Source organism: Ensifer adhaerens, assembly GCF_020035535.1.
In the GTDB taxonomy this organism is placed as follows: domain Bacteria; phylum Pseudomonadota; class Alphaproteobacteria; order Rhizobiales; family Rhizobiaceae; genus Ensifer.
The window spans coordinates 425,671-447,034 of record NZ_CP083349.1 but is presented as its reverse complement, the minus strand read 5'-3'; the positions used below and the strand labels follow the sequence as shown (position 1 = coordinate 447,034).

The 21,364-nt window shown below is 59.8% G+C and carries 26 protein-coding genes and 1 tRNA gene; 12 read left to right on the top strand and 15 right to left on the bottom strand.

Annotated features, from left to right (window positions below; genetic code table 11):
* Positions 1 to 89 precede the first annotated feature (89 nt).
* The 4 genes from adhP to LAC81_RS02145 all read right to left on the bottom strand — a co-directional run bounded on the left by adhP (position 90) and on the right by LAC81_RS02145 (position 4,594).
* Positions 90 to 1,118 (bottom strand): alcohol dehydrogenase AdhP, encoded by a 1,029-nt coding sequence (gene adhP / locus LAC81_RS02160; RefSeq protein WP_223726538.1) that lies wholly within the window; start codon positions 1,116 to 1,118, stop codon positions 90 to 92.
* A gap of 202 nt (positions 1,119 to 1,320) precedes the next feature.
* Entirely contained in the window at positions 1,321 to 1,737 is a 417-nt protein-coding gene (locus LAC81_RS02155; protein ID WP_223726537.1) for an MAPEG family protein, read from the bottom strand.
* 149 nt (positions 1,738 to 1,886) lie between these two features.
* On the bottom strand, positions 1,887 to 3,389 hold the full coding sequence (guaB, locus tag LAC81_RS02150; RefSeq protein WP_223726536.1) for an IMP dehydrogenase: 1,503 nt from the start codon (positions 3,387 to 3,389) through the stop codon (positions 1,887 to 1,889).
* Positions 3,390 to 3,604: 215 nt separating this feature from the next.
* Positions 3,605 to 4,594, bottom strand: coding sequence for an MBL fold metallo-hydrolase (locus LAC81_RS02145; RefSeq protein ID WP_419195796.1), 990 nt, complete (start codon positions 4,592 to 4,594; stop codon positions 3,605 to 3,607).
* 193 nt (positions 4,595 to 4,787) lie between these two features.
* Here LAC81_RS02145 and LAC81_RS02140 point away from each other — a divergent pair, with 193 nt between their 5' ends.
* Complete coding sequence (locus tag LAC81_RS02140) at positions 4,788 to 6,197, top strand: DHA2 family efflux MFS transporter permease subunit (protein ID WP_223726534.1); 1,410 nt, start codon at positions 4,788 to 4,790, stop codon at positions 6,195 to 6,197.
* A 51-nt stretch (positions 6,198 to 6,248) separates the two neighbouring features.
* On the opposite strand, the gene LAC81_RS02135 is transcribed toward LAC81_RS02140, so the two are convergent.
* Genes LAC81_RS02135 through LAC81_RS02120 form a run of 4 tightly spaced genes read right to left on the bottom strand, consistent with a single transcriptional unit; the run spans position 6,249 to position 9,249 of the window.
* On the bottom strand, positions 6,249 to 6,629 hold the full coding sequence (locus LAC81_RS02135) for a VOC family protein (RefSeq protein WP_223726533.1): 381 nt from the start codon (positions 6,627 to 6,629) through the stop codon (positions 6,249 to 6,251).
* Between the two features lies 1 nt (position 6,630).
* Positions 6,631 to 7,368 (bottom strand): RlmE family RNA methyltransferase, encoded by a 738-nt coding sequence (locus LAC81_RS02130; protein WP_223726532.1) that lies wholly within the window; start codon positions 7,366 to 7,368, stop codon positions 6,631 to 6,633.
* Positions 7,365 to 8,954 carry a Ppx/GppA phosphatase family protein gene (locus tag LAC81_RS02125; protein WP_223726531.1) on the bottom strand — a complete coding sequence of 530 codons (1,590 nt, stop codon included), beginning with the start codon at positions 8,952 to 8,954 and terminating at the stop codon, positions 7,365 to 7,367. Before LAC81_RS02125 ends, LAC81_RS02130 begins: the two co-directional genes overlap by 4 nt.
* Positions 8,920 to 9,249 (bottom strand): hypothetical protein, encoded by a 330-nt coding sequence (locus LAC81_RS02120; protein ID WP_223726530.1) that lies wholly within the window; start codon positions 9,247 to 9,249, stop codon positions 8,920 to 8,922. The genes LAC81_RS02125 and LAC81_RS02120 overlap by 35 nt, the downstream gene beginning before the upstream one ends.
* Positions 9,250 to 9,325: 76 nt before the next feature.
* Here LAC81_RS02120 and LAC81_RS02115 point away from each other — a divergent pair.
* A tRNA-Gln gene (locus tag LAC81_RS02115) sits at positions 9,326 to 9,399 on the top strand.
* 360 nt (positions 9,400 to 9,759) lie between these two features.
* Here the strand turns inward: LAC81_RS02115 and LAC81_RS02110 are convergent.
* Positions 9,760 to 10,092 (bottom strand): hypothetical protein, encoded by a 333-nt coding sequence (locus LAC81_RS02110; RefSeq protein ID WP_223726529.1) that lies wholly within the window; start codon positions 10,090 to 10,092, stop codon positions 9,760 to 9,762.
* A gap of 329 nt (positions 10,093 to 10,421) precedes the next feature.
* Here LAC81_RS02110 and LAC81_RS02100 point away from each other — a divergent pair, with 329 nt between their 5' ends.
* The 4 genes from LAC81_RS02100 to LAC81_RS02085 all read left to right on the top strand — a co-directional run bounded on the left by LAC81_RS02100 (position 10,422) and on the right by LAC81_RS02085 (position 13,456).
* On the top strand, positions 10,422 to 10,778 hold the full coding sequence (locus tag LAC81_RS02100) for a hypothetical protein (RefSeq protein WP_223726527.1): 357 nt from the start codon (positions 10,422 to 10,424) through the stop codon (positions 10,776 to 10,778).
* A 159-nt stretch (positions 10,779 to 10,937) separates the two neighbouring features.
* Positions 10,938 to 12,932: a hypothetical protein gene (locus tag LAC81_RS02095; RefSeq protein WP_223726526.1), complete on the top strand. Its 1,995-nt coding sequence runs from the start codon at positions 10,938 to 10,940 to the stop codon at positions 12,930 to 12,932.
* Positions 12,933 to 12,934: 2 nt separating this feature from the next.
* Positions 12,935 to 13,144, top strand: coding sequence for a helix-turn-helix transcriptional regulator (locus tag LAC81_RS02090; RefSeq protein WP_223727876.1), 210 nt, complete (start codon positions 12,935 to 12,937; stop codon positions 13,142 to 13,144).
* An 81-nt stretch (positions 13,145 to 13,225) separates the two neighbouring features.
* Complete coding sequence (locus LAC81_RS02085; RefSeq protein WP_223726525.1) at positions 13,226 to 13,456, top strand: ECs_2282 family putative zinc-binding protein; 231 nt, start codon at positions 13,226 to 13,228, stop codon at positions 13,454 to 13,456.
* A 43-nt stretch (positions 13,457 to 13,499) separates the two neighbouring features.
* Here LAC81_RS02085 and LAC81_RS02080 read toward each other — a convergent pair whose 3' ends face one another.
* The gene (locus tag LAC81_RS02080) at positions 13,500 to 15,470 is read right to left on the bottom strand and encodes an ATP-binding protein (protein WP_223726524.1); all 1,971 of its coding nucleotides are present in this window, start codon (positions 15,468 to 15,470) and stop codon (positions 13,500 to 13,502) included.
* A gap of 212 nt (positions 15,471 to 15,682) precedes the next feature.
* Here LAC81_RS02080 and LAC81_RS02075 point away from each other — a divergent pair, with 212 nt between their 5' ends.
* The 5 genes from LAC81_RS02075 (at position 15,683) to LAC81_RS02055 (ending at position 18,029) form a co-directional block, all read left to right on the top strand.
* Positions 15,683 to 15,907 carry a hypothetical protein gene (locus LAC81_RS02075; protein WP_223726523.1) on the top strand — a complete coding sequence of 75 codons (225 nt, stop codon included), beginning with the start codon at positions 15,683 to 15,685 and terminating at the stop codon, positions 15,905 to 15,907.
* Positions 15,873 to 16,235: a hypothetical protein gene (locus LAC81_RS02070; RefSeq protein ID WP_223726522.1), complete on the top strand. Its 363-nt coding sequence runs from the start codon at positions 15,873 to 15,875 to the stop codon at positions 16,233 to 16,235. Before LAC81_RS02075 ends, LAC81_RS02070 begins: the two co-directional genes overlap by 35 nt.
* Positions 16,236 to 16,260: 25 nt before the next feature.
* Positions 16,261 to 16,767, top strand: coding sequence for a hypothetical protein (locus LAC81_RS02065; protein ID WP_223726521.1), 507 nt, complete (start codon positions 16,261 to 16,263; stop codon positions 16,765 to 16,767).
* Positions 16,764 to 17,189 (top strand): hypothetical protein, encoded by a 426-nt coding sequence (locus LAC81_RS02060; protein ID WP_223726520.1) that lies wholly within the window; start codon positions 16,764 to 16,766, stop codon positions 17,187 to 17,189. The genes LAC81_RS02065 and LAC81_RS02060 overlap by 4 nt, the downstream gene beginning before the upstream one ends.
* 165 nt (positions 17,190 to 17,354) lie before the next feature.
* Positions 17,355 to 18,029 (top strand): hypothetical protein, encoded by a 675-nt coding sequence (locus LAC81_RS02055; protein WP_223726519.1) that lies wholly within the window; start codon positions 17,355 to 17,357, stop codon positions 18,027 to 18,029.
* Between the two features lie 81 nt (positions 18,030 to 18,110).
* On the opposite strand, the gene LAC81_RS02050 is transcribed toward LAC81_RS02055, so the two are convergent.
* The 3 genes from LAC81_RS02050 to LAC81_RS02045 are packed head-to-tail and all read right to left on the bottom strand — an operon-like array spanning position 18,111 to position 18,773.
* Entirely contained in the window at positions 18,111 to 18,398 is a 288-nt protein-coding gene (locus tag LAC81_RS02050; protein WP_223726518.1) for a hypothetical protein, read from the bottom strand.
* Positions 18,395 to 18,529, bottom strand: coding sequence for a hypothetical protein (locus tag LAC81_RS38275; protein ID WP_268906756.1), 135 nt, complete (start codon positions 18,527 to 18,529; stop codon positions 18,395 to 18,397). The genes LAC81_RS02050 and LAC81_RS38275 overlap by 4 nt, the downstream gene beginning before the upstream one ends.
* On the bottom strand, positions 18,516 to 18,773 hold the full coding sequence (locus tag LAC81_RS02045; protein WP_223726517.1) for a hypothetical protein: 258 nt from the start codon (positions 18,771 to 18,773) through the stop codon (positions 18,516 to 18,518). The genes LAC81_RS38275 and LAC81_RS02045 overlap by 14 nt, the downstream gene beginning before the upstream one ends.
* Positions 18,774 to 18,912: 139 nt before the next feature.
* Here LAC81_RS02045 and LAC81_RS02040 point away from each other — a divergent pair.
* Positions 18,913 to 20,132, top strand: a protein-coding gene (locus LAC81_RS02040) for an IS3 family transposase (RefSeq protein ID WP_223726516.1) whose coding sequence is annotated in 2 segments (ribosomal slippage) — positions 18,913 to 19,246 and positions 19,246 to 20,132 — 1,221 coding nt in all. Because the reading frame shifts where the segments join, the coding sequence is not laid out codon by codon here.
* Here the strand turns inward: LAC81_RS02040 and LAC81_RS02035 are convergent.
* Both LAC81_RS02035 and LAC81_RS02030 read right to left on the bottom strand, forming a co-directional pair.
* A complete protein-coding gene (locus LAC81_RS02035) occupies positions 20,123 to 20,305 on the bottom strand; it encodes a hypothetical protein (RefSeq protein WP_223726515.1) in 183 nt (60 codons plus the stop codon). The two genes, LAC81_RS02040 and LAC81_RS02035, sit on opposite strands and share 10 nt — an antisense overlap.
* Positions 20,302 to 21,024 (bottom strand): hypothetical protein, encoded by a 723-nt coding sequence (locus tag LAC81_RS02030; RefSeq protein WP_223726514.1) that lies wholly within the window; start codon positions 21,022 to 21,024, stop codon positions 20,302 to 20,304. Before LAC81_RS02030 ends, LAC81_RS02035 begins: the two co-directional genes overlap by 4 nt.
* Between the last annotated feature and the right edge of the window lie 340 nt (positions 21,025 to 21,364).

Here is a 21,364-nt window from a genome sequence, read left to right as displayed (position 1 = left end):
CCGCGGCGGCAGACAGAACCGCCCGCGACAGAATAGGTCGGCGGGCGGTCTCGAACAGACAAACTTATGTTACTGGCCGTGAACGACGGTCAGCCGTTGAGATCGAGCACGATGCGGCCGTCGATCTTGCCTTCCTCCATGCGCTTGAAGATCGCGTTGATGTTCTCGATCTTGTCCCAGGTGAAGTGCGAGGCAACCTTGCCTTCACCGGCGAACTCCAGCGACTCCTCAAGATCCTGGCGCGTGCCAACGATCGATCCACGGATGGTGATGCGCTTCAGCACGGTATCAAAGATCGGCAGGCACATCTGGCCGGGCGGCAAGCCGACCAGCGCCATCGTGCCCTTGGAGCGCAGCATGTTGAAGGCCTGCTCCATCGCCTTGGGCGCAACTGCCGTCACCAGCGCGCCGTGCACACCGCCAGTCGCCTTCTGGACCTGTTCGACCGCGTCCCTGTCACGCGCGTCGACGACGACGTCGGCGCCGAGCTTTCGCGCAAGCTCCAGCTTGTCCGGGAAGATATCGACAGCGGCGACATGCATGCCCATGGCCTTGGCATATTGCACCGCCATGTGGCCAAGGCCGCCGATGCCAGAGATCAGCGCCCATTCTCCGGGACGTACCTCTGTTTCCTTCAGGCCCTTGTAGACGGTAACGCCGGCGCAAAGGATCGGTGCGGCCGCTCCGAACTCAAGCTTTGCCGGCAGGCGCCCGACGAAATCCGGGTCGGCAAGGCCGTATTGGGCAAAGGTGCCGTTGACCGAATAGCCCGTGTTCTGCTGGCTTCCACAAAGTGTTTCCCAGCCGGTGCGGCACGGCGTGCAGCCGCCGCAGGCCGTGTGCAGCCAAGGCACGCCGACGCGGTCGCCTTCCTTCAGCCGCGTCACACCGCTGCCGAGTTTGGCGACATAGCCGACGCCTTCGTGTCCGGGAATAAAGGGCGGCTTCGGCTTCACCGGCCAATCGCCGTTGGCGGCATGCAAGTCCGTGTGGCAGACGCCGGTCGCCTCGTATTTGATCAGCACCTGGCCGGGGCCCGGCTCCGGTATCGGCACATGCTCGATTACCAGCGGCTTGCCGAACTCGCGAACCACGGCGGCTTTCATCGTTGCGGTCATCTCGTCCTCCGATGCGTTGTCGTCCTAGGTCGGCGATGTCACGCCAACGGCAAGCAGACTACACGCGGAAGCCGCAGCGCGTACTTGATACACATCAAGGCGTGAAAACAGAGACGCAAACTGTCTCAGATCTGAGCCACGTCAGCGACGCACCAGGGCGCTATGCTCTCGGATGAACTGCGGAAGGTCGCTCCGACAGCGGTCAGCTCATCGCCATCCAGACGGCAAGCCACACCCACATGGCAAACAGCGTCGCGACGCCCCCCATGAACAGCGGGCGGCGATAACGGATGCGGTTGCTGGTGACGTGCACGAAGGCGTGCACATACCGCAGCACGACGAAGAGCCAGGCAAGAGCCAGCGAGACGATGTTGTCGGCCTCGGTGATGTAGAGCAGTACGCAGCAGACGTAGAACAGGACCGGCAGCTCGAACTGGTTGGCGATGCTGTTTTTCACCACCAGGCTTTCACCCGGCTCATCGCGGTTCTCGCGAAATTGGGCGGCATGCACCTTGCCGGCGCGCACGAGGCTCACACGGCGGAAGGAGAGCAGTGCGTAGAGGCAAAAGACGAGGAAGACATGGGCCACGATCGGCCAGAAAATCTCAAAACCCGTCATACGCCTACTCCCTGAAACATGCTTGCAGCGCCGCGTCCTATATGACGCTTCGGGGTCGCTGCAACTCTCTAAGACTTGCTGAAAATCACCTGCTTTGAAAAGCGAAGGGCGCCGCGCGATGACGCGGCGCCTTTGGAATGCAATCACGATCAGTGCGCGCCGGGATAGTTCGGGCTTTCGCGGGTGATCGTCACGTCATGGGCGTGGCTTTCGCGAAGGCCGGCGCCGGAGATGCGTACGAACTGGGCGCGCTCCTGGTATTCCTTGATCGTCGGGCCGCCGACATAGCCCATGGAGGCCTTGAGGCCACCGGCGAGCTGGTGCAGCACGCCTGCAACCGGGCCCTTGTAGGGAACCTGGCCTTCGATGCCCTCGGGAACCAGCTTCAGCGTGTCGCGCACTTCCGCCTGGAAGTAGCGGTCAGCCGAGCCGCGGGCCATGGCGCCGACGGAACCCATGCCGCGATAGGCCTTGAACGAGCGGCCCTGGTAGAGGAACACTTCGCCCGGGCTTTCATCGGTACCGGCGAGCAGCGAGCCGATCATGACGGCGGAAGCGCCGGCAGCGATCGCCTTGGCAAGGTCGCCGGAGAACTTGATGCCGCCGTCGGCGATGACGGGAATGCCGGCCGCCTGAGCAGCTTCGACGGCGCCCATGATCGCGGCGAGCTGCGGCACGCCGACGCCGGCGACAATGCGCGTGGTGCAGATCGAGCCCGGGCCGATGCCGACCTTGACCGCATCCGCACCGGCATCGATCAGCGCCTTGGTACCGGCGCCGGTGGCGACGTTGCCGGCCATGATGCGGACCGAGTTCGAGAGTTTCTTGACGCGACCAACGGCATCGAGCACGCGCTGCGAATGGCCGTGGGCGGTATCGACGACGATCAGGTCTACGCCGGCATCGATCAGACGCTCGGCACGCTCAAAGCCGTCATCGCCGACCGAGATGGCGGCGGCGGCGCGAAGGCGGCCTTGCGCATCCTTCGAGGCGTTCGGGTTGAGCTGCGCCTTCTCGATGTCCTTGACGGTGATGAGACCGACGCAACGGCCGTCGGCATCGACGACCAGGAGCTTCTCGATGCGGTGCTTGTGCAGCAGGCGCTTGGCTTCCTGCTGGTCGACGCTTTCCTTGACCGTGACCAGGTTCTCGCGGGTCATCAGCTCGTGGATCTTCTGGTTCGGATCCGAGGCGAAGCGAACGTCGCGGTTGGTGAGGATGCCGACGAGACGGCCCTGCTTCTGGCCGCCGCTGCCGCCGTTTTCGACGACCGGGATACCGGAGATGCCGTGCTGCTTCATCAGGCCCAGCGCGTCGGCGAGCTTGGCTTCGGGGCCGATCGTCACCGGATTGACGACCATGCCGCTTTCGAACTTCTTGACCTGACGGACCTCTTCGGCCTGTTCGGCCGGCGTCAGGTTACGGTGGATGACGCCGATGCCGCCAGCCTGAGCCATGGCGATCGCGAGACGCCCTTCGGTCACCGTGTCCATGGCCGAAGACAGGATCGGCAAGTTGAGATCGATGTCCTGCGCAATGGTGGTCGCGATGTTGGTCTGACCCGGCATGACTTCGGAATGTCCGGGCAGGAGCAGAACGTCGTCGAAGGTCAAAGCCTCCAGACCAGTTGCCGTTTCGATGATGCGCGCCATGGCCAATTCCCTTCAAATAGCGAAAATCCCCGGGGACGGGCTGCGATTTGTCCACCGGGCGACTTCAAAGCGTGTCTTGGAAGTTGGCGAGGGCTCGTAACACGGATATGTCAGGATGAAAATAGCCAAAGCCGGGAAATGTCCCGCCTTCGGCCGATAATTGTTGCAGAGCAGCATTCTCGCGCAATACGCCCCCTGAACCGGCTGGTTGCCGATCAGATATCGAGTTGATAGCTGACGGGCACGAACCGATAGCCTTCGCCCTGTTTCTCGACGAAACCGACGGCGGGGAACGGCATGTGGTAGCCGATGAAGGGCAGCCGCTCGCTGGCGATCATGTCGAAGACCCTGCGGCGCGTCTCGGCCGCCTTCGCCTTGTCCATGTCGAAGCGCACTTCCCAATCGGGGCGCTGCAGCGACAACACGTAGTGGTTGGCGGTATCGGCCGTCAGCATCATGCCCTTGCCGCCGGAATCGAGGCGGAACACCATGTGACCCGGCGAATGACCGAAGGCGGCAACCGCCGAGATACCGGAGACGACCTCGGCGCCATCGCCGATGAAGGTCGTCTTTTCCGCCAGCGGCACCACCTTTTCGAGCACGGCCTTGTGGCCGTTTTCCGCCGGTGTGCCGGCCCGCGCCGGATCCTTCCAGAAGGCGTATTCGGCTTCGCCCATCACGTAGCGGGCATTGGCGAAAGACGGCTTTCCGGCCTCCAGGAGGCGGCCGATGTGATCGCCATGCATATGGGTCACCACGACCACCGAGACCTGCTCCGGCGCATAACCGGCGGCGCGCATGCCTTCGACGAGGCGACCCATGCCGGCTTGCCGGCCGCCCTCGCCCATGCCGGTATCGAAGAGCACGACATCCGTTCCGGTATCCACGAGCACCGGCGAGAAACTGTTGACCAGCGCCTCCGTCGGCAGAAAGTTCTGTTGCAACAGCTCCGCCACCGCCTGCTGCGGCTGGTCGGTGCCGTAGATCTCGTGCGGTTTCTCGGTGACGCGGGTGCCGTCATTGACGACAACGACCTTGAAAGCGCCAACTTTGAGAGATCGGATCGGGGGATGGCTTGCGTTCATGTCGGTCTTTTCCGCCTTTTCCTCAGCCACCGCAACGCCCGCCATCAATGTTGGCGCCGCCAGCACGCCAAATGCTCCCGCCCCCATCAAGGTCCTGCGCTTCATCGACATCTCGCTCATCATCCATTCCCACCTTGTTCCCTGTTGAATCCCGTTGCCCCATGGACAACTGGGCCAGAAGTAGCGTCTTGACAGCAAAGGCCAGCCGGGATCACAGGCTTTTGATCCGCAATCACCGGTTTCGCCCCGACAAAAGCCATCACCGGCATTATTAGCTTCTGCTTATCGCAGACCGACTCCGAAGCGCCGTTTCATGAACCGTATCGTCCCGATGATCCTCGCCGTCGCTCTCTTCATGGAGCAGATGGATTCGACCGTAATCGCCACGTCGCTGCCGGCCATCGCGCGCGACATCGGCGTCGGCCCGATTACCCTCAAGCTGGCGCTGACGGCCTATATGGTGGCACTGGCGATCTTCATTCCCTTGAGCGGCTGGATGGCGGACCGCTTCGGCGCCAAGAAGATCTTTCGCGCCGCGATCCTCGTCTTCATCGCCGGCTCCATCTTCTGCGCCATCTCCAACAGCCTTGTCGCCTTCGTCTTCTCGCGCTTCCTGCAGGGCATGGGCGGGGCGATGATGACGCCGGTCGCCCGCCTGGTGCTGGTGCGCGGCACGCCGCGCAGCGAACTCGTCTCGGCGATGGCGCTTCTCACCATCCCGGCGCTTGTCGGGCCGCTCGCCGGACCGCCGCTCGGCGGCTTCATCACCACCTATTTCTCCTGGCACTGGATTTTCCTGATCAACGTGCCTGTCGGCATCGCCGGCTACATCCTCTCCGGCATCTATCTGCCGGAAATGGAAACGCGCGATCCGCCGCCGGTCGATGCTCTCGGTTTCGTGCTTGGCGGCGTTGCTGCATCCGGCATTGTCTTCGGCCTGTCGGTGATCAGCCTGCCGGCCCTGCCGCCTGCCGTCGGCATCGCCTCGGTGGCGATCGGCGTGGTCGCGGCCCTGCTCTATATCCGCCATGCCCGCCGTCACCCGGCACCGGTTCTCGATCTCCATCTTTTCAAGGACAGCGCGTTTCGCGCTGCCTCGATCGGCGGCACGATCTTTCGCATCTCGGTCGGCGCCGTGCCCTTCCTGATGCCCCTGATGCTGCAGGTCGGCTTCGGGCTCAATCCGTTCCAGTCCGGACTCATCACCTTCATCGGCGCGGTCGGGGCCATCACCACCAAGTTTTATGCGCGTCGCGTGCTCGCCTTTGCCGGCTTCCGCACGACACTGATCCTCGCCGCAATCCTCGCCGCGATCACCACCTTCGCCAACGGTTTCTTCACGCCGGAGACGCCCTATCTCGTCCTGATCACCATCCTGCTGATTGCAGGCTTCGCCCGCTCGTTCTTCTTCACCAGCGTCAATGCGCTTTCCTTCGCCGATATCGACGATGCGGACGCCAGCAAGGCGACGTCGATGAGCGCTGTGCTGCAGCAGATCAGCCTGGCGCTCGGTGTTGCCGTTGCCGGTGCGATCCTCGAAATCGAGACCAAGCTCAGCGGCGGTCCGCTGCAGCTCGACGATTTCCACACCGCCTTCATGATTATCGCCGCCGCCAACCTGATCGCGGCGATCCCGTTCCTCACCATGGCGAAGAACGCCGGCGCTTCGGTCTCGGGGCACCGGCTGCCGGCGCGCGAAATCGAAACGGCCGCGGGGAAGTAAGGAAATTCAGGGAAAGGCGTGGCTGCCTCGGGCCGCGAGACCGGCGCGAATTTACTCCGGGCGCTCGCAGACGGCAGCGATCTTGTTGCCGTCGAGATCGCGCACCCAGGTGCCATAGAAGTTCGCGTGGAAGGGACGCAGTCCCGGCGCGCCCTCGTCCGTGCCGCCCTTGGCAAGGGCTGCCGCGTGAAAGGCATCGACGGCCGCGCGCGTCTCGGCCGTGAAAGCGATACTCACGCCATTTCCGGAGGTGGCGGGTTCGCGGTTGAAAGGCGTTACCACCCAGAAGCGGATGCGGTCGCCAGCAACGCCATAGCCGATCTCTGTCTCGTCCTGCCGCTGGCGGTGGAAGCCGAGCGCAGGCAGCACCGCATCATAGAACGCGCCGGCACGTTCGAGATCGTTGGTGCCGACGGTCACGTAGAGCAGCATGTTATTCGGCCGCCTCGTCTTCGGTCTCAGTCTCGCTGCCGGCCTTCTGACGTCCCTTGAAGCCCTTGGCGAGCAGGAACATTTCGACCGATTCGGCACGCGACGAGGCCGGCTTCACGTGAATGACCTGGCGGAAATTCTGCTTGAGCATATTGAGCAGCTCGCGCTCCGTGCCGCCCTGGAAGGTCTTCGCGAGGAAATGCCCGCCCTCGGCCAGCACGTCGACGGCGAAATAGGCGGCGACCTCACAGAGGTGCATGGTGCGCAGGTGGTCGGTCTGGCGGTGGCCTGTCGTCGGCGCCGCCATATCCGAGATCACGAGATCCGGCGTACCGCCGATCGCTTCCTTCAGCTTCTCCGGTGCTTCAGGGTCGAGGAAGTCCATCTGCAGAAAACGTACGCCCGGGATTGGATCCATTTCGAGGAAATCGATCGCCGCAACGCGCGGATCGGGATCGGTCGAATTGGTGACCTTGGCGGCGATCTGCGACCAGCTGCCAGGCGCGGCACCGAGGTCGATGATGCGCCGGGCGCCGCTCAGAATTTTGTGCTTTTCGTCGATCTCCAGCAGCTTGAACGCTGCGCGGGCGCGATAACCCTCGAGCTGGGCGCGCTGCACGTAGGGATCGTTGATATGGCGCTCCAGCCAGCGGCGGGAGGATGCCTTGAGCTTGCCCTTCTTGACCTTCTGGCCAAGCTTGCGGCCGCTGCGGTTGCCGCCAACAGGGGGTTTCGTCATGGCTTGTTTCCTTCGTGGCTGCCGGAGGCATTGGAACCGCGCTGGTGGCGGCGCGGCCGCGACCGGCGCCAGGCGCCGTCGTCCGCCATCATATCGGTGAGCAGGCCCTCGCGCAGGCCGCGATCGGCAACGCGCATGCGCGTCGACGGCCAGCGGCGGCGGATTGCCTCGAGGATCGCGCAGCCCGCCAGCACCAGGTCGGCGCGATCCGGGCCGATGCAGGGATTGGCGGCGCGCGCATTGAAATCCCAGGAGAGCAGGCGCGCCTGCATGGCAGAAACCTCGTCGTCGGTGAGCCACAGCCCATCGACACGGCGGCGATCATAGCGCGGCAGGTCGAGATGCACGCCGGCGAGCGTCGTCACCGTGCCGGAGGTGCCGATCAGGTGGAAGCCGCTGCCGGACGCGCCATTTGCCAGCGCCTCGACCGGTGGGCTGTCGAAGCGGGCGAGCATGCCCTCCACTTCCTGCACCATCGCCTCGAAGCTTGCCGGCGTCACATGCTGGCCGCCATGGCGCTCCGAAAGCGTGACGACGCCGACCGGCAGCGAGGTCCAGTGGGTGATGTGATTGGCAAGCCGGTTCGACCGGGAATCGCCAATCCGGATCACAGCGATCTCGGACGAGCCGCCACCGATATCGAACAGAACGACCGAGCGCGTCTCGCGGTCTACCAGCGACGAGCAGCCGGAAACGGCAAGCCGTGCCTCCGTCTCGCGGTTGATGATCTCGAGATCAAGGCCGGTTTCCCGCGCCACCCGCTCAAGGAAGGTTTCCCCGTTTTCAGCAGCGCGCGCGGCTTCAGTCGCGATCAGGCGACTGCGGCGGATCGTACGGGCGCCGAGCTTCGACGCGCAGATCTTCAACGCTTCGACCGCGCGCTCCATCGCCTCGTCCGACAACCGGCCGCTGGCGCCCAGCCCTTCGCCCAGGCGAACGATGCGCGAAAAGGCGTCGACCACCCGGAACTGGCCGGGCCGCGTCGGCTGCGCAATCAGCAGTCGGCAATTGTTGGTGCCGAGGTCGAGCGCCGCATAGAGCGGCGCCGGCGGCTCGCCGGCTGCAACATAGGGCGCACGCGGCTGCTCGGCGCGCTGGCCTGGCCGATGCTGCGCACCCGCCTGTGCATTGGAGGCGGAAGATCCCGATCGCGTGCTACCATTGCCATCGCCAGCCCTTTGCTGCGTCGGCTGGCGCTCGCCGCTCGTCAGCGGCCGGCCCTGAAGCCCACGGCGATGCCGTGCCTTCTTGCTGCGCTTGTGGCCCTTGCGCTCGCCGAGCGAGGGCTCAACGAACTGCTCGCGGTCGTCCTGCCGAGCGGACGCAACTGCGGCCTGTTGTTTTGCTGATTTCGAACGACGACGCCGCTTGCGCTTGCGCGCCGGTTCCGCCTCGTTGTCTCCTGCGGGACGCCCTGCCGTACCGGCAGCGCCGGACTGGCTGGCAATTGCAGACGGCGAAGCAGACGACTTGCGTCGTTTCCGCTTGCCCTTGCCGTTGCGCGGACCGAGCTTCGATCCATCACTGCGGCCTGCTGCCGACGCCCCGGATTCAGACGGCTTTTCGCCGTGATCGGGGTCTTTCACTTGTCTCAACCATGGCGCCGCGCAAGCCGTTAGGCCGCTCAAGGCGCTCTCTCGATTTTTCGTTGGCGGGACTGTACCAGCGCAAGCCCCATTCGCCAAACTGTTTTTGACTGTGCTGCCAAGGGTTAAGGCCGGATGAGACCGACTCAACGACATCGATCACGATCAGCGCCCCCGGCAATTGCACGTCAACGCGACCGCTCAGCGGCTGATACCTGGCACCAAACACACCATCTGCGCCGGCAAACCGGTGCAAAAATCCGGCCGCCACATCGAGATCGCATTTTTTTGCCAAAAGGTATTTGCATTGGCCGCGCTTTTGTTTATAAGCCCGCCACACCGACGCAACGGGCAGCGCCCGACAGCGACCTTGGGGAATAGGTTAACGGTAGACCAGCGGACTCTGACTCCGTTAGTCCTGGTTCGAATCCAGGTTCCCCAGCCAACCATTTCTTCAGCAAAATCAAAGAACTAGCCGTAAGGCTTCTGCGGAAATCATGTTGCAACGTGTTGCAAGAGATTTCCAATGATTTCAACGCATGTCATTGGGGTTCGGTTGAATCCCTGCGACATGATTTGCAACATGGAATTAATTACCGGCCGGCGCGCTGCTTGTGTGGGCGCAGGTGGTGATCGCGCCGGCCATTGGTGTCTTGTAAAGGGCCGTCCGCTCTTCGCCGTGTCCAAGCAACGAGCGCGCTACGGTCCCCGGCCCGTTCTGGACCGTACCCCGCGGGGGTGGGAATAAAAGGCGTTGGCAGCCACGAAGGCGCCTGGGGCGATATGCCCGAGCAGCGGGCAGAAGTTAATTGGGCTGCAAAGCTTCCGAGGCGTTCCGCAGTGCGTGCACCTGAAAGCAGAGTTCGTCAAACCCAAGCTGTTCACGGAGCGCGATCTCATGGAGATCTTCCATCGCTACAATGTTCCGGAAGACCTCGTCGACGAGCGTCACGGCAATCTTCGTCATCATTTGGATGTCGTAAATTTCGCTTCGCCAAGGGTGGTGCGGGCGGCCGTTATCAGCGCCCTGCACCTGCTCTCTTAAGCCGGCCTCACCGGCCTGGCGTCTTAATCTTCTGCCTTCATCGGGTTCGACTGCGATGGGAGGCACTACTCTTAATCTCGCTTTGGCGGTCATGTGTTGGGCTCCTCGTTGATTTTTGGCTTCGATTTCGATACAACGTACTAATATCGAAACATTTTCGGTACGTCAACACGAAATTGAAGCAGTGTATCAAAAATGAATCCAGTACAATGCAGGATGGCCCGCGTCGCACTTAACCTGGGCGTTAGGGATCTAGCTGCGCTGGCCAAGGTGGCCCCAGGGACCGTCTCACGCTTTGAGGCTGGCGAAGAACTTAAGCCGCGTACGGTTGAGGACATGAAAGCCGCCCTGTCCGCTGCCGGCGTCATCTTTGTTGAAGATGAACGCGGCGAAGGCGTGATCAAGCTCCGTGACCGTCAACAATGAATGCCGTCGCGGTACGCATCTACGTAATCCAGCCAGACGGCGAGCTCCAGCTACTGCTCGATGCTGACACCGATTACTTTGGCGGCTTTTGTCCCAACATTGGGGACGTCTTCAGCTTCTTCAGAGATTCTCGACATTTCCGAATTGTGAGCCGCCACTTCCTGCCTGCAAAGGAGCGCGACCGCGGCTGGGCATTGATGTGCAGCGAAGAGACGGATGCGATCCATACAAACGTCGCGGTGACATGGGCGCTCGATAGCGACTGGGCAACGGATATTGAATTAAAGCTCATCGAGGATCGCGCTCGTGATGCGCGCAGGCAATTGAAGGCGTCAAAGAAGCAGCGCGACTAATCGCTAATCAGCGATGCCTTGACAAATTTGTAAAACATAAATGTTTACAACTATTTAGCAGATAATTCCCGTTGCACCTGGTCGCCGTTTATGTATGTTCCGCCGCTCAATTCGTAGCGAAGGAAAACGTGCGCTCCATCTTGGTCAGCGCGCCACACAATGATGCCGACAAACAAGATCACACGCACCGCCGCGCAATTGCATGCCGCGGCTCTGACCGAATCCCCAGAGGCCAGGCGAAAACGCGGTCAGAAGCCGAGACCCATCGTCGAGTTCCCCGAACCTCTTTTCGATGACTGGGACGACCCCGCAACTTTCACCGAGGCACTTCAGCTTCATATGCGGCGCCACGGCGACACCTGCTGGCACCTGCACAAAGCCATCACTCGCCCCGGAGAGGCATTCAATCGCAAGACGATTGTTGTTTGGTTCAATGGAGAAAAACCGCCGAGGAGCGTCCAAAGCCTCGAGATTCTTGGACGGATCGAAAGCCGCTATCGACTTCCAGCCGGCTACTTCAAAAGCAAGCTGCCGAACGCGATGCGCGCGACTAAGGGCCACAATGTGGGGGCTGGGATTGGGGAGGCCGAACGCCGGCGGCTCGCCTGGCATCTACCCGACGACTTCAACTCCCTTCCATTCAAAAAACGAGAGGAGATTATCGAATGGGTGCGGCGGGTCATTATCAGCGGCACGACCGAATACCGCCGATTCCAAGCGGCGGCGATTAAGCAGCGCTATGCAATTCGGTTCCCTGCCCTGACCGGCCGTTCAGTTTCACCGGTTTGGGACATCGAAGACGAGGATCCGAACACCGTCGACCCTGACCTTTTGTCCGGCGGCCTTGATGCACCCGCGAGCCTGGCCGCTGAGATGGAAGGTCTTATCCGATTCAAGACGACCACGCTCACAGATCTCGGCTTTCAGCGAAACGGCGTTTGGGGCGAGGAAACTGCCGCTCAGAAGATCGAACACCTCGGCTTGATGTTCGGCGCGCTGTCTGCATCGCCGAACGAAGGTGTGCGGGGCTACGGAATTCCCTTTGAGCGCCTGACATTCGGCCTGCTCGCCTTTCCTGGCGTCTGGGATTGGTACCTGCGCTGGCGCGAGCATCGCCGGGGCTTTTACACCACGTGGGAAGTGAACATGCTGTCCGTCGCGCTTGCCCTAACGCGCAAGGAAACAGGCTGGCTTCGTCAGCACCCGGAGTTGCTCACGCGCGTCCGGCCGATCCCAGGGCTTGTCTCAGAATCCGAAATCACGGCTGCGTCCAGCGACTGGCATGGCTACTGCGACAATTTCTATCGCCACCTCACCAATCGATTGAAGGAAATCCAACGAGTCGCGCGGGTCCACCGGGATCCGTTCGAGCCAATCATGTGCGTGCTTGAGACCGATAGCCCGCTCTCGGAGTACCGAAAAATCACCGACGAGATCCTCGCTCGGATGCCCGATGAGAAACGGCACCCGCGAGCCGCGGCAGAAGCAGTACGGTCGTTCCTCTTGCTGCGGCTAGGCCTGCATCTCGGGCTTCGTCAGAAAAATCTGCGACAGTTGCTTGTATGTCCCCGCGGTCGGCTCCCCACATCGGAGCGCCGTCTCGAGGATCTGAAATGCGGTGAGCTACGGTGGAGCGATCGAGAGAACGGCTGGGAAGTATTGATTCCTGCCAACGCATTCAAAAACGCAAGCTCATCGTTTTTCGGTCAGAAGCCATTCCGCCTGGTCCTGCCAGACCTCTTGGATCTCTACCACTACATCGATGCCTACGTGAGCCGGCACCGAGGAGCGCTCCTGAGCGAGGTCGATGATCCGGGCACTTTCTTCGTCAAGACGACGAAGTCGAACACCAAAGACGCGACATACGATAGCTCGTCCTTTTACGAAGTCTGGCGTCTCACCATTCAGCGCTACGGCATCTACAACCCATACACAGGCCGTGGAGCAATCAAGGGTCTCCTGCCCCATGGGCCACATAACGTGCGCGACGTCCTGGCAACACACATCTTGAAGAAGACCGGCTCCTACGAGCAAGCGAGTTACGCCATCCAAGACACGCCCGAAATGATCCGCAGCCACTACGGTCGTTTCCTGCCGGAGGATAAGGCAGCATTGGCAGCGCGGATCTTGAACGAAGTTTGGATGGCGGCGTGAAGATGACCCGGAAACCAACCCCCATCCTGATTCCGATGAAAGAGATCTGCGCGCTGACCAGTCTCTCGCGCACGATGGTCAACCGCCTCCGCGTGGCCGGCCGATTTCCAGATGCGGTCGAACTCGGCGAACGCCGCGTGGCATTCGTGCGCTCAGAGGTGCTGGCATGGATTGACGAGCGGATTGCGGGGCGAGCCAAAAATCGCACCTGATCCACAAGCGGTTGCGGTTGTCATCATCGACAACCAAAGAACATTATGTGAACATACCTGTACCGAATCAGGAGATGGCACATGGCAGAAGACACTATAGACGTCACCTTCACCTGCTCGAAATGCGGTCCCACAAAGATCGAATTGCCAGATGACTACACCGACGACGACCATGCCAAATGCAAATCATGCGGTGCAGACTTCGGACCTTATGGCGACATCAAGAAGCGCGCTATGAAGCACGCGAAGGCTGAAGTGGATAAAATGCTTAAGGGCGCGTTCAAGGGTCTCAAAGGCTGGAAGGTTAAGTGAGAGGATTGCGGGGCACGTGCCCCGCAATCCTGCTTTGGGCACCTCAGTGGGCGGGCGCCAACAGAAGCTTCTCAAATGAAGATCCGAGTTCGGCCGGAAGGAACTCAGGGCAGTCGCTTACGACCGCCATCACTATGCGCCTGAGAAGAGCTGCGCCCTTTAGGTCCTGGTTCGAATTGGCGATGCGCAGCAGCATCGGATATCTACCCAGCACCAATCCTTGCCAATCGTGGCCCCGCGTTGATCTCGCCCTCTCATCGACGCTTAGGACGAACCCTCCCGCATACGAGCAACCAATAGCAGCACTTGGCAGATCGCCAAACACAGCCGAGGTAACCGCGCGAACACATGTCTGAAGGACATCGGGAGGAGACGTCGCAAACTGCCGCCAGTTCGTCCGCGTGGCTAACCCTATTGATTGATATTGATCCGGGAATTCTCTGCAGACAGCGGCCGCTACGATCAAGGGATCAAACACCAAGTTCTCGAGTGAATGCCACTTAGCTTCAGCCATCACGTGGATGCGCTCATCTGCAACTCGTTGACCATCCCAGTCCAACAGCCCGAAAACGGACTTGTTTCCGTTTGAAACTAAACTGCTGACCAAGGATTTTACCCGATCGCAGCCGCCGTCTTTGTCCTTGCCTACCCCGACGAACTCAAGTGAACGCCCATAACTGCGCATGTTCATAATGTCATACAGAGCACTATAGATCTCAGCGTCGATGTCGCTTTCAACAAAGACTTGCCTCCGCCCCTCAAACGAAAGCGCCAGCGTGGGGACGCCATCTGTCAGTGCATTTAGCGCTTCCGATTTTGTTCGCTTGACGAGCCCTCCGCCGTTGCCCTGCATTACAAATATCGAGCTTTCAGGAGAAAGTGCCACAGTCGAAGGAGAATGTGTTGTTGCTATAACCTTCACACCACAAGATTCGACCAACGTTTTCTGGATTATGTCCAATAATAATTTCGCCATTGAAGGGTGCAATGTTGCATCAACTTCATCCAGCAAAATTACTTTCGGATAATTAGTTATCTGTCGATTGTCACTCGAGAAATAAATACAAAATGCAAATGACAGTATTACTTTTTCGCCAGAGCTCAATGTCTCGATCTGCTGCTCTACTCCCGTGTCTGTTCTGACAAGAAGCGGAACGTACGGTTTATTGCTCAGATGGTCTGGTTCTTTAATTCTGAATGGAAGTTTCGCCACCTCCAGGGCATGATTTACAAATATCCATGGAGGCATTCCATGCAATTCTTCGAATTGCTCGTCTGTAAGGTGATCTTTGTCTAACCCTTCCTTCGTGTATAGTTGTCCCATCTTGTTTTCGAACTTGCGATCCCGGTACAGAGTAAAGAGACGGGAGAAGGACTGCTGAAAGGCGCTCTGGCTGGGAAGCCCGGTAACTACGAGCGTTCGCAACTCATCGTCAGATAGGGCGAAAAACGGCTTGCCGCACCGCTCAGCAATAGAGTGAATTCCACGGCGTATTTCTTGCGGTAGGTAGTCCAACTGCTGCCAGTGAACCGGCTCCGCATCGGCGTCGATGAGGCTTCTAGCCTCAAGGGCATTCTCCTCATTCCCCAACAACTCGGCCAACTCATCATGTCCGGCAAGGAAGTAGTCTGCCGCACTTTGACCGTACCGATCTCTGAGCTTGGGAAACCGTTCGACCGCTTCACCGAACGGCTGCCTTATCGCCAAATTCTGTATATTGTTGATTGCTGCTCGATAATCGCTGACAATCAGATCAATGTTGTCCGTCGGATTGGTGGATGCTGATTGCGGTACAATCGATGCCCAATCGAAGAACCGGACCTCGCCAGGCTGATATGGACTGCCTTCATCCTCAATCTCTACGTGCCCCGACTCAAGCGCCCTCAAAAGGTGGGTTTTCCCACTTCCGTTGAGGCCCGTGATCAACGTAAAATCCGGAAGATTGACTTGCGGGAATTTGCCGATCGACAGGTACTTTTTAGCTAACGATAAGCGCACGTTTTCCCCACCCAAACTTTTCTACCTCGGGTAGATTAACGATAGCCTCGTTAGGTGGCCATCCCAATTCACCATGTATACAGGAACGCTTCAGGGAAACATCGGCCACCCACGGTTCTGGATGTTGACACCCCGCCAAACCAGAACATAATAAGAACATTCACGGCGTTGCGGCCGCCATCCTGACAGAACACGTATCAACTCCGCGAAGCGGAGAAGGAGAAGCCATGCCCGCCGCCCAGCAACAGTCAGAGACCACCGAACTCGATGAACTCGCGGCCGCCCTCGCCTGGCATGATGGCGATGCGGTCGCCACGATCCGGACCTTGCTCGATGACTGCCGACAGCTTCGCGAACAACTGGCTCTAGCTGAGATCTCGATGAGCCTCGGCTTCACCCGCGGCTGGCGGCCTTCCTGTGCTGATAAAGAAGGCGCTCAACCCACCGCGTGACGCCATGCCGGAGCAGAATGGACTAACCCGCCAGCGGCGCATGCACACGCTTGCCAAAGCCGAGGAAACCGGACAGATCGTCAAGATCGACTGCATGTATTGCCGGATTGCACACCGCTATAGATGCCGGGACCTGTTGGAGCTCTGCGGCGATGTTGCGATTGACGAGATCGCGCCGAACTTCCGTTGCGAGAAATGCGGAAACAAAGACTACCTCAGAGCAATTTTCGAGTTGCCCTGGGGCCACGACATTGGGAAGCTCCGCGTCCGCAAACTGGTCAAAGTGAAGATGGTACGGAAGCCAGTTTGGAAAGACGACGTTCTTTGATCAACATGATATTCAGAGGTTAATCTTGAGCCCAGCATTTAAAGCCTATGGAACTGCCAAGGGTTACGTTCAGTCATCTTACGTAATCGTAACGTCTCCGTTGCGTTTTCAGGCTCCAGATGACACGACGTTTTTGTTAAGCCTGCATATGCTGCTCGGCTTTGCTGCGGAAATATACCTGAAATCCTATCTTATTCATAAAGGTACTGATGCAAAAACCTTGAGATCCCCCGAAGTTCGCCATAGCCTCTCGGCGCTATCGGAGCTTTGCGTTGGCCGGAGCTTAGTCTGCCCAGAATTGGCGTTTGTGGTTAGTCATTTTGATGAAAAACATGCCAGCTACGAGTATCGCTACATGCAGCAGGATTCAAAGTATGAACTTCCAAACCTGATGGATGTGTTCAATGCCTTCTCTTCGCTCGACCTTGCTGTTGATATGGCGATTGGGGCAAGTGCCTCCGAGGGCCGTGCACCTGGCGGAGCCTGGCTCGTTCCTGCGGAGCTGGCATTCTGGCGGATAGCTCCACAATGACCGCCCCCTTTTTCGGCGCCGCTTCCGAACGCATAGCGACAATGACTCTAGGCGCCGATAGTCGCTCCATCACCGTCGAGCTGCTAGATTCCCCCGCCATTCGCTGGACTGAGGTCAACTATGCATGGCTGTCACCGCTTGGCGATATCATTCGGATCGGCACAAGCAAACAGCCGATCGGCGGTCGCCTGGCGGCTTATGCCAAGGATATCAACAAGCGGCTCCAGTTTGATAAGGGCAGCACACCGGCATGGGAAGCAGAGGCTTGGTTGCAAAAGCTGGGTCAGTTTGGCCACCTCACAGCGTACGTGCACTTACCGGACGAAGTTGACACAGTTGCTGGTCCCGTCCGCCCCTATCTGGACATTGAGCGGGCCCTGATCGCAAAGCACCGTCCCCTACTGAACCGCAGCCATCGTTAGCGTTCGTCACTCAACCTAGTGCCATATCGCCTGCCACCGCCCTCATCTCCAAGCTCGCCCGGGGCGGCAAAAGGTCGAAGTAAGCCATATCCGCGGCCAGCCTCGGCGGATCTATTGACTTTGTCTCCGGGTGATTCAGTGTGAGCCGATCTGCTGGGGAAACAAATGAGTAATATGACTTTAAAGCAGTGGCGGGAAACCCTCCGCTGGCCTTGGAAGAAACGTGCCGTTTTTCAGCCGGCTGAACACCATCGCTTCGTTATGGAAAGCTTGATGGTTGTCGCCACAGTTCTTGCCGGGATTGCTACCGCATATGGTGCCTACTACGCGCGACAGCAGGCGGAAGCAGCGCGGCTCACGATTACTGCGGCCGATCGCAACAAAGCGTTTGGCGAATTGGTAGTATCGTTCGAGAACCTATGCGCCGAAGGCCTTCTAAGCAGTCCTCTGAATTCAGATCTGATCCGAGCGCTAGAGTCAGAAAAAAAGTGGGTTCAAGTTGAGGCTGCGACGCTCGAGGTTGGTATAGCAAGAGAACTGCCTGAATTCAGACGAGCTGCTCGTTTCTATCGAATTTGGGTCGATGCCACCGACCAGGAGTTCTTCTCCTATACGTCGCAGGCCATTAGTCAGCAGTTTGTATTTTTCACCAAGCCTTCAGAAGCGATAACTCGTGATGGAACGGAAAAGGATTGGATCCGAAAACACGATCAGACCATCAACGTCTGCGCCAACGGGGTGGACGCGTTGATCCGTTGGTTTAAAACAGGGGAACGGTTCGACATTAAGGAAATAGCGGACCAGAGGCCCTTATGGCGGCTCAAAAGTTCAGGCCTCTGAGATGTGGTCTCTCGAAACGATGGGCGGGCAGCAGAGGCACAAACAAAAAAAGGCCCTCCCCAGTTAAGGAGAGGGCCTTGATTAGGTGCGTGTAGTTCTGGATTTTGCCTGATTCTCGACAATGCGGTCAACGCGCAGCGTCATGTGATCGACGGCAGTCTTCACGCCGCTGATCGCCTCCATGATGCTTTCCGTGGCTTCCCGCATGCCCTGCTTGGTGATGTACGTTTCGGCGACGTGAAGTTTGTGGGCTGAAAGGTCATCCGTGACCTTGTTGTACTTCCCCTCGATCCGCCACCAGATGCCGGCGACAAAGCCTAGCAAGCCGATGAAGAACGAGACGGCGGCCATGATCTCGGCGCCGGTCACGGCTTCACCCCGCAAAGCTTCACCAGCTTCTCATTCTCGGCCAGGATCTGGCGCTTGGTGCCTTCCGTCATCTTGTCTTCGACGGACGGCCGCACAGGGCGCGCAACGTCGCAGTAGCTACCGGCCGTCACGCAGCCACTTAGAAAGGCGAGCGTCAATGTCAGCGCCGCCCATTTCATTGATCTCATCTTCAACGGCCCTCGCCTGTTTTATGGCTTTCGCGTTTGCCTTAGCCTGCTCCGCCTTGGCATCGGCCTTGCCGCTGGAGCGTCCATAGAAAAAGGCACCCGCGACGATCGCGAGCGCCATGCCGACCGGAGCCAGCCAGCCAGTGATGCGGGACCAGATTGCCGCGAACAATGCGCCGAAGATCACGTCGGATGCCCCACCTTGCGCGCCCACTGCCACCACGCCACCGGAATGGCGCCGATAGCTGCAGCAATGTGAATTAGCCCCCGAAAGGTCCGGACATGCTCCCCCACTTAACTAAGTGGGTAGGAGTAATGTTGGTAATATGACTAGTAGCAACTTTAAGATGGAAGTCCTTTCGGGTCCGGAACGGCGACGGCGCTGGAGCACGGCGGAGAAGCTGGCCATCATTCAAGAGACCTACGAGGCGGATGCGACGGTGAGCGTCGTTGCCCGGCGGCACGGCATTCAGCCGAACCAGTTGTTCGCATGGCGCAAGCTGGCGTCTCAAGGGGCGCTGACGGCGACGGCCGCCGAGGAGGAGGTCGTTCCGGCTTCCGAATACCGGGCGCTTCAGGCCCAGGTGAAGGAGTTGCAGCGCCTGTTGGGCAAGAAGACGATGGAAGGCGAAATCCTCAAGGAAGCCCTCGAAATCGCCACCGGCCCAAAAAAACAGATGTTGCGTTCGCTCTCTCTTCCGAAGGACTTTTTGAAATGAAGACCGTCTGCGAGACTTTGGGTGTCGCCCGGTCGAATATCGCTGCCCGTGCCACAGGTTCCCCTTCCAGAGCCAGAGGGCGCCCGCCACTCCCGGATCGGGAGCTGGTGGAAGATATCAAGGCCGTCATCGCCGACATGCCCACCTACGGCTATCGCCGGGTCCATGCCATCCTACGCAGGAATGCCCGAAAACAGGGCAAGTCATGGCCCAATGCCAAGCGCGTCTACCGGGTCATGAAGCTGCATCATCTACTGCTCGTGCGACATACCGGAGCCGTCGATGATCGTCTTCATGACGGCCAGGTCGCCGTCGCCCGCTCGAACACCAGATGGTGCTCCGATGGCTTCGAGATCGGCTGCGACAACAAGGAGAAGGTCCGAGTGGCCTTCGCTCTCGATTGCTGCGACCGGGAAGCAATCGCCCATATCGCCACCACGGAAGGCATCAAGAGCCAAGATGTGCAGGACCTCGTGATCACGGCTGTCGAGAACCGCTTTGGCCGCATCAACATGTTGCCGCAGCCTATCGAATGGCTCACGGACAACGGCTCCTGCTTCATCGCCAAGGACACCAAATCCTTGCTCCGCGACATCGGCATGGAGCCGTGCTCGACGCCGGTGCGCAGCCCGCAGTCGAACGGGATGGCGGAGGCCTTTGTCAAAACATTCAAGCGCGATTACGTCTCGGTAAACCCAACTCCGGATGCCGAAACCGTCATCGCACAACTGCCCTTCTGGTTCGATCATTACAACGATCTTCACCCGCATAAGGCATTAGGATATCAATCACCCCGCGAGTTCATCAGCTCGCAATCTCAAACCTGAGCACGTCCGGTCTTTTGGGGGCAACTCCAGATAGCTGCAGCAATGCCAGCCTCGATCGATGCGGCAACGGCCGGATCGTCGGTGATCAGCGCCTTGGCTTCCTCGCCGATGTAGCCGGAGCCGTAGAGCCAGCCGGCAATCATGTAGAGGGCGATGCGAATCCAGACGGTCATTTCTTGCCTCCCTTGAGAAGCGTCAGCAGGAAGCGACCGAGCGCGGCCCAGAAGCCAGTGGCGGTGGGTGCTGCAGGCGCGGTGCCGTCATAGCCACCAGAGCGCAGCGCAGCCTCAAAGGCGCGACCGTACTTCTCAATACGCGCGCCGTTTGCCTTCACGTCGCCGTTGATGATCGCGCGCGAGGCCGCGTAGCGGTAGCCATCGGCGGAGTCGTAGTCCTTCAGCTTGCGGCCGGTGAAAATGCCGCCGGTCATCCCGTCGAAGAGAATGCGGACGGCGGTGGCCACCTCGCTCGCCTTGTCGGGAGCGCCGGCGAGGCCGAACTTGACGTAGTTCGTCTTGCCAGTGATCTGCGCCAGCCCGCGTCCACGGTACAGCCAGCCGTCGTCAGGGCCGGTGTTGCCCAGCCTGCCGCCGTAGACCCTGTTGGCGAGCTTGCGCGGGTTGTTCGCGAAGGGCTGCGCCGCAGCAAGTGTCGGGAATCGGCTGGGCCAAACTTCCGTCAGCCGCTTGGCCGAGTAATTGAGGTTTTCCGAAACAGGCTGCATGGCGCCGTCGGTTTCGTGGTGCACCTCAGCCAGGATTGCGGCCAGGCGCGGCAAGCTCGTGCCGCGGCGCGCGGCCTCGTCGAGGATAGCGTCGATGCCCTGCACTTGTGCTTTCTTACTGATGGACAAGGGCGAGCGCACCGCCGCGAAGAATTTCGCGCGGTCCATTGTGGTCTCCTGTGGTGGGTGGGTTGGCAGCGTAAGGCTCGCGGCCTTGCTGGTGTGTCGTGGCTCAGGTTGCACGCCGACCGATCTGGAATCACGCACACGTTTCACGAAAGCGAGGGCGCCTACGTTCGGTTGAGTGTCAACTGAGGCGAATTATGATTCCAGAAGAGATTGCTGAAACAGCGTGGAGCCTTTCGGCCCGTCACCTTGCGCGCGGGCAACGCGACCCGACGAAGATGGTTGCTGAGGCTATTGCCCTGGAACGGCAACGCTGTTTGGACATTGCCACTGAATGCTGCGGAGAAGACAGTGACGTCGCCAGAGAGATCCGAAGCGCGGC

Excerpts from the sequence above, each read along its gene's own strand:
- LAC81_RS02130 (WP_223726532.1), bottom strand. The coding sequence starts at position 7,368 with ATGACGAAACCCCCTGTTGGCGGCAACCGCAGCGGCCGCAAGCTTGGC.
- LAC81_RS02060 (WP_223726520.1), top strand. The coding sequence starts at position 16,764 with ATGACCGCCCCCTTTTTCGGCGCCGCTTCCGAACGCATAGCGACAATG.
- LAC81_RS02155 (WP_223726537.1), bottom strand. The coding sequence starts at position 1,737 with ATGACGGGTTTTGAGATTTTCTGGCCGATCGTGGCCCATGTCTTCCTC.
- LAC81_RS02095 (WP_223726526.1), top strand. The coding sequence starts at position 10,938 with ATGATGCCGACAAACAAGATCACACGCACCGCCGCGCAATTGCATGCC.
- LAC81_RS02090 (WP_223727876.1), top strand. The coding sequence starts at position 12,935 with ATGACCCGGAAACCAACCCCCATCCTGATTCCGATGAAAGAGATCTGC.
- LAC81_RS02100 (WP_223726527.1), top strand. The coding sequence starts at position 10,422 with ATGAATGCCGTCGCGGTACGCATCTACGTAATCCAGCCAGACGGCGAG.
- adhP (WP_223726538.1), bottom strand. The coding sequence starts at position 1,118 with ATGACCGCAACGATGAAAGCCGCCGTGGTTCGCGAGTTCGGCAAGCCG.
- LAC81_RS02140 (WP_223726534.1), top strand. The coding sequence starts at position 4,788 with ATGAACCGTATCGTCCCGATGATCCTCGCCGTCGCTCTCTTCATGGAG.
- LAC81_RS02075 (WP_223726523.1), top strand. The coding sequence starts at position 15,683 with ATGCCCGCCGCCCAGCAACAGTCAGAGACCACCGAACTCGATGAACTC.
- LAC81_RS02145 (WP_419195796.1), bottom strand. The coding sequence starts at position 4,594 with ATGAGCGAGATGTCGATGAAGCGCAGGACCTTGATGGGGGCGGGAGCA.
- LAC81_RS02135 (WP_223726533.1), bottom strand. The coding sequence starts at position 6,629 with ATGCTGCTCTACGTGACCGTCGGCACCAACGATCTCGAACGTGCCGGC.
- LAC81_RS02085 (WP_223726525.1), top strand. The coding sequence starts at position 13,226 with ATGGCAGAAGACACTATAGACGTCACCTTCACCTGCTCGAAATGCGGT.
- guaB (WP_223726536.1), bottom strand. The coding sequence starts at position 3,389 with ATGGCGCGCATCATCGAAACGGCAACTGGTCTGGAGGCTTTGACCTTC.
- LAC81_RS02110 (WP_223726529.1), bottom strand. The coding sequence starts at position 10,092 with ATGACCGCCAAAGCGAGATTAAGAGTAGTGCCTCCCATCGCAGTCGAA.
- LAC81_RS02035 (WP_223726515.1), bottom strand. The coding sequence starts at position 20,305 with ATGACCGTCTGGATTCGCATCGCCCTCTACATGATTGCCGGCTGGCTC.
- LAC81_RS02055 (WP_223726519.1), top strand. The coding sequence starts at position 17,355 with ATGAGTAATATGACTTTAAAGCAGTGGCGGGAAACCCTCCGCTGGCCT.
- LAC81_RS02030 (WP_223726514.1), bottom strand. The coding sequence starts at position 21,024 with ATGGACCGCGCGAAATTCTTCGCGGCGGTGCGCTCGCCCTTGTCCATC.